Consider the following 15,575-nt stretch of genomic DNA (forward strand, 5'->3'; position numbering starts at 1 on the left):
GTGTCTTAGGTAATAACTTCTTGATGTATGGACAACTTGACAACAAGGCGCAAGTTTTTGAAGGGGCTCTCTCTGCTGGCAACCATGCCGTCGGTGGTAGGCGGTAACGGTTTGTTTAGGGATCAAACCACTCACCGCATCGGTTATATGGTAGGGGCGGGTTTTCTGGAGTTGGAGAAAGCCTTCGTCGAAGAACTGCAAAAACTCGGTTTTAAAGAAGGGGAAAACATCCATATCGAGAAAAGACTGCCACGACCTAACACTACGGATGCAATAGCTATGGCCGCAGAACTGGCACAAATGGACCTGTCCCTGATTGTTGCTGCCTCCCTGCCTTTAGCGCTGGAAATACGGAAGAACAATCCCAACATGCCCATGGTGCTTGCCACCTGCCCTGGCATGGTCAGCAACGGATTTGCGAAAAGTTTGGAACACCCCGGAGGCATCTATACCGGAATGGACGAATTGCCCAAAGGCGTTACGGCAAAACGCCTTCACCTCTTAAAAGCTGCTGCACCCACCGCAACACGCATTGCCTTGATTTCGGGAACCCCCGGCGTGGGTGGTCATGAAATTCAACTTGCCGAAGCCGAAAAAACGGCGGCAATCCTGGGGGTAGAAGTCAAGCCCTACCGGGCAGCTTCCCTACAGCAGTTAGAAAAAGCCTTAGCCGATTTGGTGAGCGACGGCATGAATGGAATGGTCAGCTTTCAGGGAGCACTTACGTTGGCCAACCGGAAGCTGATGGTTGACTTCGCGGCCCAAAACCGCATCCCCGCCATGTACCAGGCGACCTTGTTTGCTGAAGCCGGTGGACTGATGGCATGGGCGCCGGATTTGCCACAGCAATTTCGGGAAGCGGCTCAGTACGTTTCGCAAATACTGAACGGGGCCAAACCCGGCGACCTGCCCGTTAAGCAGCCCGAGAAGTACTACCTGACACTGAATGTAACTGCGGCCAACAAAATAGGTGTGAGTTTCTCTAAGGAATTGCTGGCAGAGGCAACCAGGGTCATTGGGTAAAAGCGGTGGTCGCCAGAAAAACAATTGACAAAGAAGAATTCAGCAGCCTATAGAGGCTACCTACGTCTTGCATTGTAAGAGGTTGCTCACACGGTTGGTGCCTGCCGGGGCAGGCTTATGGCCAGCCATGTAGCCGCCTAACTCGCTAAGCAGCAGCCCCATCTTAGTATTGCTGACATGCCCTGGCTACAAAAAGACCTCCCTTCTGGTTTTGGCATTGTGGTGATGCTCAAAACTAAGAAAGGAGGTTCTTTTTTAGTCATCCCTACTAAATTCAGGATGACTCATGTTTTTGGGTAAAGAAGCTTCTGTTGCCTATTTCTTAGGTGCAGGAACTGGCGCAATTGGGGTAGCCGCACCGGGTGCAGCCTGAGTTGGAGCCGCGCCGGGAGTTGGGACAGCCGCACCGGGCAGCGTTTGCGTTTGCGCCCGGTCGACGTTGGCGCTGTTGATGGTTGATGCCTGATTGCGGTCAATCATGATGTACGAGGCCAGTGACAGCACCATAACGCCGATGCCAAGACCCCAGGTAATTTGTTCCAGCAGGTCGGTCGTTTTCTTGACGCCCATAAGTTGGTTGGAACCCAGCCCGCCAAACTCGCCGGTTAGCCCTCCGCCTTTTGAATTCTGGATCAGAACAACAAGTATCAGCAGGACGGTGAGAATACAAATGAAAACAATAAGTGTCGTTAACATGAATGTCAGTTGTCAGTTTCACCGGAGCGCCGGTGGGTTTGTTTATCGAAAAATTGAGTTTATCAGGAATAAACGAGTACTTACGACTCATTCGAGTCATCCGCTTTGGTCGTTAACTCACTGATTTTGGCCACAAAGTACGCCTTTTTTTCGGGATTTTTTACCATCAATTTTTTGTAGATGTCGCGGGCCTTGTCAATTTTTCCCTGCTTCTCTAAAATTTTTGCAAAGCTTTCGGTTACTAAACCGCCCCCGGCGGGTTTAGTACGTTTCGTTAAGTCTTCCTGATCGAGCGGTTCGCCAGGTTTGGTTCTTACGGGCGAGATGCGCGGCTCACTCTTAATAAAACTGTCAATGAGGTCAAATTGACGCTGACGCTCCAGATCGGCTGGCGAAAGCACAGGTTCTGCCGGGATTGCTTCGGCTATCTGTTCAAGATCGTTTTGCAGGTTTGTTTCGGCCAGCGTTGGGTCTTCGGGTGTGGGAACCGTAATAGTCCGTTCAATGTCGCTCTGAGTAGGTAAATGCAGGAGCGACAGTCTCGGAAACCCATTGCTTACACCTGATTTTGACTTGAAAAACGCATAGCTTTCGTGCTGATAGTCGTCGGGAATGGGAACGTGCCTGGCCGATAATTCATTTAACTTCGTGAGTAGGTTTTCCGACCATTGAAACTCATTATCAATTAGTTTACGCAGCGCATTGCGGCTCAGCGCATGGGCGGCCGCCTGACGAACATAGGTGATGGTTTGGCTCCGCTGATGCACCGAAGCAGCTTTGGCCGTGAGCGTGTAGAGCGACTGGCAATAGGGATATAAATCCAGGCTTTCCTGCAATTGCACAAAGTCAGTAGGGGTAAGGTCGTCGGGATGAGTTACCCAGTACGAAAAAGTTTCTTTATCAAGGGCCAGCATAGGACGAAAGTAATGATGAATGATGAATGATAAATGATGAGCGCAAAAAAATAATTACAATTTATCATTTATCATTCATCATTCATCATTCATCATTACCAGTCGGCGGCTGTTTTGTTGAAGATGTCTAAAACGATTTGGTCCAGAATTTTCGGTACTAAGCGACTTTCATTCTGGCTCAGGGTTTGACCCTGCGGGAAATCCTGGTAAAACGAAAACGACTGCTCGAAATTTTTGGTTTCATCCTTGTTATTGTAAAAGCGAGCCAGCACCGTGATTTGCAGGCGGTTAACGCCCGCCTGATCCTGCGAGGTGGGAGCTACGGCCAACAGATCATAGCCTGTAATGTTGCCTTCCAGCACCATATCACCATTGGCAGGAACTACCTTCAGGTTGGTGTATCGCTGATAATATTCCTTTAATTTTTCGTTGAACGTCAGTGGCAGGTTAGCCGGTCCACCGGCGGTAGCCAGCACGAAATTATTCACCGTCACCGTTTTTATATCCGGTGAGAGCGTTGTACCGGTGAATGAATACACCCCGCAGGAGGAAATGAATAATGAACAATGAATAATGAATAATGCTTTGAGAAAGAGACTCGTTCCCTGAGCGCCATTATCCATTATCCATTGTACATTATTCATTAACATTTTACTCTTCATCAATCTCATACTGTTTGATTTTGCGGTATAACGTCCGCTCGGAGATGCCGAGTGCCTGGGCCGCATATTTGCGTTTGTTATTATTACGCCGGAGTGCTTTCAAAATCATTTCTTTCTCCTGCCGTTCGAGCGAGAGCGAATCGTCCTCTTCGGTTTCGTGGGTCACATCTTCTACCTCGGTCACATCATTAACGTCACCTTCTACATCGTCGAAAATCTGCACGGGTGGATGACTGCCGTAGGTTTCGGATGGGGGTACGACAGGCCGGGGTGGGCTTTCTGGCCGCAGCGATCCGTTTGTAGCGGGCAGAAAGCGCGTAATATTCCCATCACCCGACGGGTGGGCATCGCCATCGGGAGCAATCGAGTCGAACAGGTCTTTGTGCGTATGCAGAATCTGCCGACCGTCCTGCTCACTGCCCAACACATCGCGCACGAGTTTTTTGAGGTCATTAACGTCCCGGCGCATGTCAAACAGCACTTTATAGAGCAATTCGCGCTCCGAAAAATTCTCGGTGCCGTTCACCTGCGAAAAAAGGGCCAGCGACCGGTTGGGTTGCTGCGACTGGGGCAGGTATTTGGCCAGCGTTTCGGTGTCGATTGGCTTATTCTGCTCCGATTCCAGAATGGATACCTGCTCGGCAATATTTTTCAACTGCCGGATATTGCCCGGAAATGGAAAACTAATCAGCAGTTGTTTCGCCCCTTCCGTTAGTTGCAGCGGCTTGATTCGATACCGTTCGGCAAAGTCGGTAGTGAACTTACGAAACAGTAATTCAATGTCGGTGCCGCGCTCGCGCAGGGGAGGCACATAAATGGGCACTGTGTTGAGCCGATAATACAAATCCTCCCGAAACTTGCCCTTATCGACGGCTTCCATCAGATTAACGTTCGTGGCAGCCACAACCCGCACGTCGGTTTTCTGAGTTTTGGAGGAGCCTACCCGGATAAATTCACCATTTTCCAGCACGCGCAACAACCTTGCCTGGGTGCCCAGCGGCATTTCGCCAATTTCGTCTAAGAAAATAGTGCCGCCATTGGTTGTTTCGAAATAACCTTTCCGCGCATCGACAGCGCCCGTAAAGGAGCCTTTTTCGTGACCGAACAGTTCCGAATCAATGGTACCTTCGGGAATGGCTCCGCAGTTGATGGCAATAAACTGTCCGTGTTTTCGGGCACTCAGGCTGTGAATAATCTTCGAGAAAGACTCCTTCCCACTACCACTTTCGCCCGTAATCAGCACAGTCAGGTCGGTAGCGGCCACCTGCATCCCTACGTTGATGGCGTAGTTGAGGGCGGGTGCGTTACCGATTATACCGAAGCGTTGTTTAACGGACTGTATTTCCTGTTGATTCATAAATTTAATGGATAATGACTAATGGATAATGAATAATGGACTGAAGGCGAACCTATTGTGCATTATTCATTATCCATTAGTCATTGATAATCTCACCCCGCAGCGTGGCCGACGTGCATTCGGTAACTAACACGTTGACATACTGGCCTTTCTGGTGATTGCCTTTTGGGAAAACGACCATCTTGTTCTGGTCATTCCGACCACACAAAAAATCGTCGGAGCGTTTGGAAAATCCCTCGATAAGTACCCGCTGCACCTGCCCGATGTGGCGTTTGTTGCGTGCGGCAGAGTGTTCCAGTTGCCGGGCGATGATTTCGGTCAGCCGCCGTTTTTTCACGGCTTCGGGAATGTCGTCAGCGTATTTTTTTGCCGCCAGCGTACCGGGTCGTTCTGAGTAGGCAAACATGTAGGCATAGTCATACCGAACGTAATCCATGAGCGAGAGCGATTCCTGGTGTTCATCTTCGGTTTCGCTGCAAAATCCCGAAATCATGTCGGTTGAAATCCCGCAGTTGTCACCCAGAACCTCCCGAATCCGGTCAATTTTGCCCATATACCAGGAACGGTCATAAGTTCGGTTCATCAGCCTCAGTACCCGGCTGTTACCGCTCTGAGCGGGCAAATGGATATACTTACAGATATTGTCGTATCGAGCCATTGTGTGCAGCACATCGTCCGTAATGTCTTTCGGGTGCGATGTCGAGAAACGCACCCGAAGTTCAGGATGAATGCGCGCCACCTGTTCGAGGAGATGGGCGAAGGAAATGAGAGCAGGGAGCGGGGAGCCAGGAGCAGGGGGCACAGAGCGGGGGGAAAGGTGCTCAGCATATTGCTCACCCTGCCCCGCGCCCCCTGCTCCCTGCCATTTATAACTATCCACATTCTGCCCCAGCAGCGTTACTTCGCGATAGCCCCGGTCGAAGAGGTCCTGCGCTTCGCGGACGATGGAGTGCGGGTCGCGGCTGCGCTCCCGACCGCGGGTGAACGGCACCACGCAGAAACTGCACATGTTGTCGCAGCCGCGCATAATGGAAACAAAGGCCGATACCCCATTGGAATTCAGGCGGATGGGCGAAATGTCGGCGTAGGTTTCTTCCCGCGACAGGAAGACGTTTACCGCTTTCTGACCCGATTCGGCCTCCTCAACCAATTTCGGAATGTCGCGGTAGGCATCGGGGCCGGCCACAATGTCAACCACTTTTTCTTCTTCCAGAAGCTTGGTTTTCAGTCGTTCGGCCATGCAGCCAAGCATCCCGACGAGTAGTTCGGGTTTTTGCCGTTTAAGACCCGTGAGGTGCTTGAGCCGGTGGCGAACCTTCTGCTCGGCGTTATCGCGGATGGCACATGTATTCAGGAAAATTACATCGGCATCTTCCGCCGAGGACGTGGTGGCGAATCCCGCATTCCGCATGACGGCCGCCACAATTTCGCTATCGGCAAAGTTCATTTGACAACCGTAGCTTTCGATATAAAGCCGCTTTTTGCCAATAGCCAGCTCATCCTCAGAAATTCGTGGCAGTTCAACTGGTTCCTTATCAGCCGGTTGCAGTATGGTTAGTTCGGGAATGAAGGTCATTGTTCGTCGTCAGTCGATAGTCATCAGTAGCTATTGGGTATCGACTGACCGCAACGGCGGACCGTGACTATCGACTTTTTTTACAAATTTACGAAGAAAGCCCTGATTAAGCTGTCATTTTGGCAGGAGGTACCGTTAAATTCTCTTAAGATAATCTCAGCTACTAAATAGCCCCGCATTTCCTGAACGCAGGGGGCAGGCCTCTCATAGCCGGGCCACCGGAGCGGCTGGTACTTATCGACAGTGTGGCCGAATAAATGGTACCGTTGCGTCGGCCCTGAAAAAGCCTGGACATGGTGTGCGGCTGGACTACCGATGTCAGTCGGTTCAGGCGGTTTCTTAAAATGGATAGCCGATGCCAAAGTTGATGACTAACGGGTTTGGACCGCTCGATAGTTTGCTGAGGGAGAATTTCGGCAGAATGAACCGGTCGTCGATAAAGCGACCCTCTATGGGGCTAAAGTACCGCCGGGCGGGGTCCCAGACTTTGACTCCGCCATCGAACCGGATAACAAAAAAAGAAAAATCGAACCGCAGCCCAACGCCAGTGCCTACGGCAATTTGAGGAATAAAGGTATCGAAGTGAAAGACCGTACCGGGGCGCGTGGCGTTATTGCTTAGCGTCCAGACGTTGCCTGCATCCACAAAAATGGCTCCGTCTACATCGGCCCCGAGGTGAAACAGTCGCCCGCGCAGTTCGGCAGATCCCTCGATGAGCATATCGCCCGGTTTCTCAATGGTGTATAGAAATTGTTCTTCTCCGGGATATTTTGGATTAAATACGGGGTGGTTCCCTTCTTTTTGCGGCCATTCGGAACCGGGGCCTATCCGACGGGGCAACCACGCCCGGATGCTATTACTGCCCCCAATGAAAAACAATTTTTCGTAGGGGGCCGTACTGTTCGAGCCGTACCCATACACCAGTCCTGTATTAATTCGGAACGCCAGCGTAGTGCGGGGTCGCAGGGGAATGTAATGCCGGTAATCGACGTTGAAGCGCAGAAATTTGTAGAATTGCAAACCACTGGTATCAGTTGTGTTAAAAAACTGACGTAACTGCGAATCCCGAAAGAAATTTAACGTCGTGCCGCCCGATTCGACCACGGTGCGTAGAAAATTGGCGCGCCGGTTTTGCCCCGGTATGTTCGTATTATAGGTGTAGGCAAAACTAAAACTTGAACTGACCGACCGTCGAAAACTCAGGTAAACGGTACTGCCCTGCTTTTGTAGTAAATCTAATTGATCGTTAAAGGCTTTAGTAATTACTGGGCTATTACCATCTCCGGCGTCGATAAGGTTGATATCGGCGATCAGAAAGCTAAACTGTCTGGCCGGTGTGGTTTGCCAGTTATACGCCATCGTTGCCCGGAGCAGCGACCGTTTAAAGTCGGGCCGAAACGTATTATTGAAACTCAAACTGACCTGAGTACGGGGCGCAAATCGGTTAAAGCGAAACCGAAATTGACCCGGAAACAAAATCTGCGGAAAAATGAGTGAACTGCTGACCCCTAATTCCTGAGATGTGTAAACAAATTTAGCTTTGTTATTCGGGTCGGCCACAAAACCGGTCTGGGCTTCCAGCCCGTAGCGAACGGAGGTTTCGAAGGTTTCAAGTCCGCCAAACATATTTCGTACCCGGAAAACCAAACTGCCAAACCCCCCCGGATAGCCCTGCCCCTGATACAACAAACCCGTGGCGCCCCCCTCGGCAGTCGCTTCGTATTTGTCTAAGGTAGTGGCCGTTATCAGCGTTCGCAGTTGGCGGTTGGTTGTATCTATAAAGTTGAGGTTGACGAATTTGAACTGATTTAACAAGAACAACTGCCGCTGGGTATCCCGGTAATTGGTCTGACTATACAGAGCGCCGGGGCGCAGTAAAATTTTGGAATCTAATAACCGTGCCGAAATATCCCGACCACCCAGCAAATACCGGATGCCATTGCGATTGACGGTGTCAGGCGTGGTTAGTAAGCCAGATCGTCCTGGTTCACCGGACACATTCGCCGGTTCGTCGTTACGCACCGGCCGGTCCGCCGGTGTAGTGTACTCGCCGGACAGGGCGTCGCTGGCACTGATGTGTACCTCAACGTTGCCCACCCGATAAAGTGGGTGAGCCGATTTGCCGGTTGGGTTGGCAATCTGCAGGGCGACATCAACGTTTCGCCGGGTAGAGTCGCCGGGTTCGAGCCGGTCATAAAAGCGACGGTCGTTGCCGCGCCGAACGGTATCGACGTCCGTGGCCCGGATATACTGCCGCGAGAACGTATAATACCCCTGGTCGCGCAGAAGCGATTCGATGCGAACACGCTCACCGGTCATGTTGTCGAAGTCGAAGCGGTCGCCGGTTTGAAGCTTCGACTTATCGAACGTTTGCCGGACAATGGAGTCGATGCGTGGGTCGGCGATTTCGTAGACTATGTTTCGCAGGTAAAAGCCTTCATTTTCGGTTACTACGTAATTTACCCGAATTTGGCGACGGCGAAGCGTGTCTAATCTATAACTTGTCTGGGCGTTGAAGAACCCTTTGTCGATCAGGTACTTCTGCATTTTAGCCGCGTTGGCTTTGGCGTCGGTTTCGGCAAAATAGGAGGGAGGTTCGCCTAAGCTACGCATGAACCAATTGCCTTCTTCGGCTTTCAGGCGGAGCCGCTTCAACTGACGCCCGTATCGCCGGTTTAGTTTTTTCAGCTCATCGGGCTGATTGGCGAATTGCTCGCTTTGCTGTTCAAATTCGTTAGTTTTGGCTTCCAGCTCGCGTCGGGCGGCTTCGCGGTCGTACCGGCGCAGGCCAAGTTGATAAAACCAGAGTGGGGGCGTAATGGGCAGCGTCAGGATTCGGCGGTTGGGTTTCTGCGGAATCAGGCTTTCTAAGGCATCGGCTGAAATGGCCCGGTTGCCACGAACCGTCTGGGCCGTCAGAATGTAGCCATTGCTCCCTAACTGTTTGGAACTCAGACAACCCGACAAACAGAAAATTAATGTACAATGAATAATGGATAATGAATAATGATGAAGGCGATACCAGCGCCTGCCATTATCCATTATCCATTGTACATTATTCATTATAAACTTCATGCTTTCTAAAAATCAACTGAAATACATTCAGTCGCTGCACCAGAAAAAATACCGGCAGCAACATAGCGCGTTTTTAGTCGAGGGGGCTAAAAGCGTACAGGAGGTGCTACAGTCTGATTTCCAGACCGAACTGGTAGTGGCGACCGAAGTATTCTACAAAGAAAACGTTCACTTGACAGACCACCAACGAACAGCGGTCGAAATTGCATCGGTGGCTGACCTCGAACGGGCGGGTACGCTCGACAGCAACAATGCGGCTCTGGCTGTAGTCAGAACGAAAGAAAACCGCCCGCTATTGGCTGAAGCGGGCGAGATCGCCTTAATTTTAGACGACATTCGGGACCCCGGCAACCTGGGCACCATTCTCCGCATCGCCGACTGGTATGGGGTTCGTAAAATTCTTTGCTCCGAAACGACCGCCGACGTCTACAATCCCAAAGTTATTTCGGCCAGCAAAGGCTCGTTCACGCGGGTGAACTGGTGGTATGGCGATATTCGGGAGGTACTTGCCGCCCTGAACGGGCAGATGGCGGTTTATGGTGCGTTTCTGGCGGGCGATACGGTGCATACACTGCCGTTTGCGCCATCAGGCTATTTAGTCATGGGCAACGAGTCGAACGGAATCCGGCTCGATGTAGGTCAATACGTAACCCAGCGCGTAACGATTCCGCGCTATGGCGAGGCCGAGTCATTGAATGTAGGCATTGCTACGGCGGTGTTGCTGGATAACTGGCGGAGACGGCTGGGATAAACTTACATAAATGAACTCATGGCCGACTCATTGGCCAGTTCTTCAGCGTGTTGCTTTCCTAAATAGCTGTCGATAAAATAATGGGCTACGTAAAGCACGGGCGTTAGCAGCACGGCGGTGGTAGCTTTGTAGAGGTAATTGATAATGCCCACGGCCAGCACCTGCGCCAGCGACCAGTTGCCGAACACATAGAAGGCAATGCCCAGCACCACGAACGAATCGACTAATTGCGAGATGAGCGTTGAGCCGGTGGCCCGCAGCCAGATTTTGCGATTTCCTGTGATCGTACGCAGGTACTGAAACACATAAGCGTCCAGAATCTGGCCGATCAAAAACGCCGTTAACGAACCGATGATGATACCCAGCCCCTGCCGAAAAATCATCTGAAAGGCGTTGTTGATGTTGATGGAATTGCCCGCCCCATCTTTAGCATTGACGTCGAGCCAGAACTGCGCGGGTGGCAGGGTCGTAACGGCATAAATAATCAGGAAACTATAGGCGACAAAACCGGCGGTCAGAAACGAAATACGCCGAACCCCCGCTTTGCCAAAGTATTCGTTGATGATGTCGGATGTAATGAATACAAATGGCCAGATAACCGCCCCCGCCGTGAGATTAAAATCGAGTACAAAGTCGCTGAAGAGAGGAATCTGAGCCGGTTTTGTGCCGAGCAGCGTTTCGACCGAGAAGATCTTGACGCCAATGATTTCGGCAATGAGGGCGTTGGTCAGAAAGACGGCGCTTAAAAAAATATACAGGCTGGTGCGTTTGGTGGTAAAGGAGGAAGGCATAGGGTTTGTGGTTTTTGAGTTAAACTGTTTTATTTACGTTTATACACATCAGCTACTGCCGTTTTTTCATACTGAGCCGCTAAGCCGGGAGCACGCTGGAATAATTTTTCGATCACCTTTTCCCGATCAACGATGTAGTCGGGTGGGTCCTGCCGAAAATGATCGAACACATTAATGACGGCTTCGTAATTATCTAAATTTTTCAGATCGTACTTCGCCAAATCCCAGTTAAGATACGGCGTAGCTAAGCGATTCTGGCGGTAAGCGCTCAGGTCTTCGCCAATGATTAACACCCGACGGTTGCGAATATTGCCGGGCAGGGGTGAGGGTTGCACCTGCAGATTACTCAGCCGGCCCAGTTCGGCACCCGGAATCAGACCCAGCGCACCCTGATAAAACAGCAGCAGCATGAGCACAAACGCAATCAGGAACGTCGTTTCGGCGAGCCATTGCCTGCGGACGTTCTCGAAATAGTAATACGTGAAAAAGGCCATCGGTGGCACAAAACTCAGAAAGACCATCGGGGCCAGAAAGGGCATCAGGGCAATGGTCAGAAACGCAATAACAAACCAAATCATCATCACCTGCTGCACCCGCTGCTGGAAATTGACGTATCGGCCTGCCCGGTTGAACAAACTCAAAAACCCCAGGACCCCCAACCCCAGCGGAATAAGCAGCGAGGCCAGCAGCGACTGAAAATCGGATAACGAATATTGCCGAACCCGAAAGACCGAGGCCAGCAGGTTACGGTTGAAATCGTCCAGACTGTCGAAGAGATAATAGTACAGAACGGTAGCGGCAAACGGAAACAGAAACCCGAACAGGGACAGTGAATATTGCCGAAAGCTGGCGCCCGTGTAAAAAAGCAGCGACAGCGTAGCCCACAAAACAAACAGGGCCGAGGGCAGGTAAAACAGGGCCGCCACGCCAATATAAAAACCTACTTCAAACACTTCGTCGGTGGCGCCCCGGCGATCCATCTGCCGAATGAGCGTTCCGAAGGCCAGCAGCAGAAAACTCGTTGACATCAGCACCGGCGACAGCGTCAGGCAATCGAAGGAGAGGTGCATGAACAGCATATAAATCAGCCCCGGCCAGAACGTCCGGTCGGGATAAACGTCGCGGTTGTTGGTCAGGTAATTGAAATAAACGATCTGAAACACCGATACGAGCGTAGCAGCCCCATGCAGGGCAATGGGCGAGCGGCCAAACAAGGTGTCGATTGCCCAGTAAACCATCGCCGACAGCGGGCTGATGCTGTCCCAGATGTCGCGGTACAGCAAATCACCCTGACTCATTTGCTCGCCCACAAGCATCCAGTTGAGTTCGGGCGTTAGCAGCGGAAACGGATGCAGCAGCAAGGGAAGCCGGATAAGCAGCAGCAACCCCAGCAGGCTGATGTATTGATAGGGATAATACGATTGAAAGAAGCGCAGCAAAACAGATAGCAGTTAATCAGTAGAGACGCAATACCTTGCGTCTCCTGTGCGTTAGCAACACCATCCGGTCAGGAGACGCAACACCATCCGGTCAGGAGACGCAAGGTATTGCGTCTCTACGTCTACCCGTAAAATTACGGCCAATTTCGGCGGAATGGAAAAATGAATGGATATTTGCAAAATAGTCCCGAACAGTATGGAATCGAAACGACAGCAGAAAGTATCCCGGCAGTTACAGCGAGATTTAAGTGAAATTTTTCAGCGCGATGTGCCGCATTTGTTTAGTGGAGCTTTCATTACGGTCACGAGCGTTCGCGTTTCGCCGGATTTGAGCATGGCCCGCGTATATCTGAGTTTTCTGGCGACCAAAAATAAACAACTCTTGCTGGAAACAATTCAGGAGAAAGGTAAAATCCTCCGCCAGCACCTCGGCGAGCGCGTTCGGCACCAGCTTCGCATTGTTCCCGAACTGAGCTTCTATTTAGACGATACCGCTGACTACGCCGACAAAATGGATAAGCTCTTTGCCGGCATAGAAATACCCCCCGCCCCCGAAGATGAAGAATAACAGAGTTTTGAATGATTGACTGATTGAATAATCCCTATATGAAACTATTCAATCAGTCAATCATTCAGGCATTCAAAACTGGTACATGAACCTCCCCGCCTGGATTGCCCGCCGGTATTTTTTCTCCCGTAAGAAACGCAGTTTCATTAGCTGGCTGTCGGTCTTGTCGATGCTCGGCGTGGGCGTAGGCACGATGGCATTAGTTGTGGTGCTGTCGGTGTTTAACGGGATGGAAGAGCTTAACCGTCAGATTTTCAAGACGTTCGAGCCAGATATGACCATTCTGCCCAGGCAGGGTAAACGGTTTATGGCCTCGTCCGACCTACTCACGCGCCTGCGCCAGATAGCGGGCGTGAGCCTGCTGACGCCCATTGCCCAGGACAACGCCCTCGCCCGCTACGCCAACGGAACAACCGTTATAAAACTCAAGGGTGTTGCCGATAACTACGTTCAGCGTGCCCAGCTCGACTCAGCCATGCTCGACGGTGAGATGTTGCTGCAGGCGCAGGGGGTAAATTATGCCATTGTTGCCGAGGGTGTTCGCAACGACCTGAGCATTTCGCCGGTCGACATTACAACGCCGTTGGAAATTCTTTACCCAAAAAATGATCAGACCCTCAGTGTACTGAATCCCGATGCCTTCAATCGGGAAGCCCTGACGGTTTCGGGCGTATTTTTTATCGAAACCCGCTACGATAATATTGTGTTGGCCCCGCTATCGGTCGCGCGTGATCTGTTTGGTTATCAGCCCACTGAAGTCACCAGTATTGAACTGCAGCTTTTGCCCGGCACCAGCGAGAGTGCCGCCAAAAAGGCGTTGCAGGCTGCGGTGGGTGACAAGCTGTCGGTGCGGAGCCGCGACGACCTGAACGTGGATTTATACCGGGCCATCTACGTCGAAAAACTCTTCGTTGCCGTCACGCTCTCGTTTATTATTCTGGTGGCCTCGATCAACATTTTCTTTTCGCTGTCGATGCTGGTCATCGAAAAGAAAGCCGACATTCAGATTTTGTTTGCCCTGGGCGCTACCAAACCGATGGTACGCCGTATTTTCCTGACCGAAGGCGCCATTATTGCCCTGACGGGGGCCTTCACGGGACTGGGGCTGGGTGTTGGCCTGTGCTTGCTACAGGAACGGTATGGCCTGGTTAGTATGGGGATGGTAAGTTCAATTGTCGATGCGTATCCGGTTCGCCTGGAGAGCAGCGACATTGTGCTGACGGCTATCCTTGTTGTAGTGGTGACGGTGCTAACCTCGTGGTTTCCGGCAGCGCGGGCGGCTAATACGCAGGTTTAACCTGAGCCTGGGACAGACTTTTATAGCGCTATTCGTTTATGAATATTTAAGCAGTTTCCAGAAAATAAGCCCTACGAAGCCAACCGCCATCATCAGCCGACCGATCTTCTTGGTCCGCTTATCATACGGGCCAAAGGTAAAATGGCCGCCAATCAGGATACCCAGGAAGCCGCCCAGAATGCCGAAGACAAACCCGGCTATGAGCCACGCAGTACTGGCCTGCTTAATTTTTTTGGGTTGATTATCAGCCATATGCTCTGAGAACCTGGAATAGTAAACCTGAAACTTTTTAAACCGTCGTCCCTTTATCGACGGAAATGATAAACGATTTTCCACCTTCGCGCTCAATAGCTTCGGCCACCTGTTCCGGTTTGTTCGGTGCGTAGGCAAACATGCAGCCGCCCCCACCCGACCCATTGATTTTTCCGCCCAGGGCACCGGCTGTCAGGGCGGCATCGATCATCCGGTCTATTTTGGGTGTACTGATCCGTTGGGCGTCGCGGAGGTTAGTCTGGTGATCGGTCAGGAGTTGCCCAAACCGATGGTGATCCAGTCCGTGAGGTGCCTGTAAAACGGCTAATGCCTCACGCAGAATATCGCGGTTAGCGAGGTTGCCCTTCAATAATATGTAATCGTCTTTGGTTAAAAAGTCTTTGAATTCCGTTGCTGCTGTAATGGTTGACTCATGCAGGGAAAAGGCCGGATTGATGCGCTTCAGTTGGTCAATAATCCTGATCATACCAACTTTCACCCGTTTCAGAATGCCAATCGTGTCTTTCGGTTCCTGAGAGTCGCCAAGTACGAACGTTCCCAGGGCAGGATGTAGTTTGGTGAGCGCAATGGTTGGCGTTGACTCTAAATAAATTACGTCGCCCACGGCGGTTGAGTAATGGTCCATCATGCCACCGGGTTCGCCAAACTCCAGCACTTCGGCAACGTAGGCCAGTTCGGCTAATTTTTCGGCAGAAAGCTGACGGGGTTCATCGGCTACTTGCGTCAGTACATTTAGCCATGTGACCAGCAGGGCCGATGAACTCGACGTGCCGGAGTTGATCGGAATATTGCCCCGCACTTCCCCCTCCACACCCTGCGAAAACGCGAACCCCTCGCGCAGCAACACATTGATGGCCGAGCGGAAATAGTCTCGTGTTCGTGGATAAGGCAGGGGTTGCCCATCGAATGGTATGCTTAGCCGTTGCTCAATATCAGGCAGATTTAGCCGGAACCCCCGCTTCGGAGCGCGTTGTGCCGACACCTGAATCCGGCGCGAGATGGCAGCCGCAATCACGGGCAGACCCAGATAATCCTGGTGTTCACCAAAGAGACAAATGCGTCCGGGCGTTGAGGCTGTCATAGGAGTTAAACACAGAGAAACGGAGACCTGCACAGAGGTCACGGAACGGATACATGTTGCTTTATGTACTCT

Annotated in this window: 14 protein-coding genes; 4 read left to right on the forward strand and 10 right to left on the reverse strand. The window is 51.5% G+C overall.

What is annotated here, in order from left to right:
- Positions 1 to 57 precede the first annotated feature (57 nt).
- Entirely contained in the window at positions 58 to 1,023 is a 966-nt protein-coding gene (locus ACYVI1_RS04275; protein WP_460907046.1) for an ABC transporter substrate-binding protein, read from the forward strand.
- Positions 1,024 to 1,338: 315 nt separating this feature from the next.
- On the opposite strand, the gene secG is transcribed toward ACYVI1_RS04275, so the two are convergent.
- The 6 genes from secG to tamL all read right to left on the reverse strand — a co-directional run bounded on the left by secG (position 1,339) and on the right by tamL (position 9,291).
- Positions 1,339 to 1,719 carry a preprotein translocase subunit SecG gene (gene secG / locus ACYVI1_RS04280; RefSeq protein WP_460907048.1) on the reverse strand — a complete coding sequence of 127 codons (381 nt, stop codon included), beginning with the start codon at positions 1,717 to 1,719 and terminating at the stop codon, positions 1,339 to 1,341.
- Positions 1,720 to 1,799: 80 nt separating this feature from the next.
- Positions 1,800 to 2,633, reverse strand: a complete 834-nt coding sequence (locus tag ACYVI1_RS04285; RefSeq protein ID WP_460907050.1) for a hypothetical protein — start codon at positions 2,631 to 2,633, stop codon at positions 1,800 to 1,802.
- A 95-nt stretch (positions 2,634 to 2,728) separates the two neighbouring features.
- Positions 2,729 to 3,277: an LPS assembly lipoprotein LptE gene (gene lptE / locus ACYVI1_RS04290; protein ID WP_460907052.1), complete on the reverse strand. Its 549-nt coding sequence runs from the start codon at positions 3,275 to 3,277 to the stop codon at positions 2,729 to 2,731.
- Between the two features lie 7 nt (positions 3,278 to 3,284).
- On the reverse strand, positions 3,285 to 4,652 hold the full coding sequence (locus ACYVI1_RS04295; RefSeq protein ID WP_460907054.1) for a sigma-54 interaction domain-containing protein: 1,368 nt from the start codon (positions 4,650 to 4,652) through the stop codon (positions 3,285 to 3,287).
- 76 nt (positions 4,653 to 4,728) lie between these two features.
- Positions 4,729 to 6,228, reverse strand: coding sequence for a MiaB/RimO family radical SAM methylthiotransferase (locus tag ACYVI1_RS04300; protein ID WP_460907056.1), 1,500 nt, complete (start codon positions 6,226 to 6,228; stop codon positions 4,729 to 4,731).
- 339 nt (positions 6,229 to 6,567) lie between these two features.
- The gene (tamL, locus tag ACYVI1_RS04305; RefSeq protein ID WP_460907059.1) at positions 6,568 to 9,291 is read right to left on the reverse strand and encodes a translocation and assembly module lipoprotein TamL; all 2,724 of its coding nucleotides are present in this window, start codon (positions 9,289 to 9,291) and stop codon (positions 6,568 to 6,570) included.
- A 10-nt stretch (positions 9,292 to 9,301) separates the two neighbouring features.
- On the opposite strand from tamL, the gene ACYVI1_RS04310 reads away from it, so the two are divergent.
- On the forward strand, positions 9,302 to 10,054 hold the full coding sequence (locus tag ACYVI1_RS04310) for a TrmH family RNA methyltransferase (RefSeq protein ID WP_460907061.1): 753 nt from the start codon (positions 9,302 to 9,304) through the stop codon (positions 10,052 to 10,054).
- A 2-nt stretch (positions 10,055 to 10,056) separates the two neighbouring features.
- On the opposite strand, the gene ACYVI1_RS04315 is transcribed toward ACYVI1_RS04310, so the two are convergent.
- Complete coding sequence (locus ACYVI1_RS04315) at positions 10,057 to 10,845, reverse strand: queuosine precursor transporter (RefSeq protein WP_460907063.1); 789 nt, start codon at positions 10,843 to 10,845, stop codon at positions 10,057 to 10,059.
- A gap of 29 nt (positions 10,846 to 10,874) precedes the next feature.
- Complete coding sequence (locus ACYVI1_RS04320; RefSeq protein WP_460907065.1) at positions 10,875 to 12,284, reverse strand: hypothetical protein; 1,410 nt, start codon at positions 12,282 to 12,284, stop codon at positions 10,875 to 10,877.
- Positions 12,285 to 12,480: 196 nt separating this feature from the next.
- Here ACYVI1_RS04320 and rbfA point away from each other — a divergent pair, with 196 nt between their 5' ends.
- Together rbfA and ACYVI1_RS04330 are read left to right on the forward strand one after the other, a co-directional pair.
- Entirely contained in the window at positions 12,481 to 12,852 is a 372-nt protein-coding gene (gene rbfA / locus ACYVI1_RS04325; RefSeq protein ID WP_460907067.1) for a 30S ribosome-binding factor RbfA, read from the forward strand.
- 85 nt (positions 12,853 to 12,937) lie between these two features.
- Positions 12,938 to 14,149, forward strand: a complete 1,212-nt coding sequence (locus tag ACYVI1_RS04330) for an ABC transporter permease (RefSeq protein WP_460907069.1) — start codon at positions 12,938 to 12,940, stop codon at positions 14,147 to 14,149.
- Between the two features lie 36 nt (positions 14,150 to 14,185).
- Here the strand turns inward: ACYVI1_RS04330 and ACYVI1_RS04335 are convergent, their stop codons facing one another.
- Positions 14,186 to 14,401 (reverse strand): hypothetical protein, encoded by a 216-nt coding sequence (locus ACYVI1_RS04335; protein WP_460907071.1) that lies wholly within the window; start codon positions 14,399 to 14,401, stop codon positions 14,186 to 14,188.
- Between the two features lie 37 nt (positions 14,402 to 14,438).
- On the reverse strand, positions 14,439 to 15,503 hold the full coding sequence (locus ACYVI1_RS04340; protein ID WP_460907073.1) for a mevalonate kinase family protein: 1,065 nt from the start codon (positions 15,501 to 15,503) through the stop codon (positions 14,439 to 14,441).
- Positions 15,504 to 15,575: the final 72 nt, after the last annotated feature.

The sequence above is a fragment of the Spirosoma areae genome (assembly GCF_054781775.1).

Excerpts from the sequence above, each read along its gene's own strand:
- secG (WP_460907048.1), bottom strand. The coding sequence starts at position 1,719 with ATGTTAACGACACTTATTGTTTTCATTTGTATTCTCACCGTCCTGCTG.
- ACYVI1_RS04285 (WP_460907050.1), bottom strand. The coding sequence starts at position 2,633 with ATGCTGGCCCTTGATAAAGAAACTTTTTCGTACTGGGTAACTCATCCC.
- lptE (WP_460907052.1), bottom strand. The coding sequence starts at position 3,277 with ATGAATAATGTACAATGGATAATGGATAATGGCGCTCAGGGAACGAGT.
- ACYVI1_RS04295 (WP_460907054.1), bottom strand. The coding sequence starts at position 4,652 with ATGAATCAACAGGAAATACAGTCCGTTAAACAACGCTTCGGTATAATC.
- ACYVI1_RS04300 (WP_460907056.1), bottom strand. The coding sequence starts at position 6,228 with ATGACCTTCATTCCCGAACTAACCATACTGCAACCGGCTGATAAGGAA.
- tamL (WP_460907059.1), bottom strand. The coding sequence starts at position 9,291 with ATGAATAATGTACAATGGATAATGGATAATGGCAGGCGCTGGTATCGC.
- ACYVI1_RS04310 (WP_460907061.1), top strand. The coding sequence starts at position 9,302 with ATGCTTTCTAAAAATCAACTGAAATACATTCAGTCGCTGCACCAGAAA.
- ACYVI1_RS04315 (WP_460907063.1), bottom strand. The coding sequence starts at position 10,845 with ATGCCTTCCTCCTTTACCACCAAACGCACCAGCCTGTATATTTTTTTA.
- rbfA (WP_460907067.1), top strand. The coding sequence starts at position 12,481 with ATGGAATCGAAACGACAGCAGAAAGTATCCCGGCAGTTACAGCGAGAT.
- ACYVI1_RS04330 (WP_460907069.1), top strand. The coding sequence starts at position 12,938 with ATGAACCTCCCCGCCTGGATTGCCCGCCGGTATTTTTTCTCCCGTAAG.
- ACYVI1_RS04335 (WP_460907071.1), bottom strand. The coding sequence starts at position 14,401 with ATGGCTGATAATCAACCCAAAAAAATTAAGCAGGCCAGTACTGCGTGG.
- ACYVI1_RS04340 (WP_460907073.1), bottom strand. The coding sequence starts at position 15,503 with ATGACAGCCTCAACGCCCGGACGCATTTGTCTCTTTGGTGAACACCAG.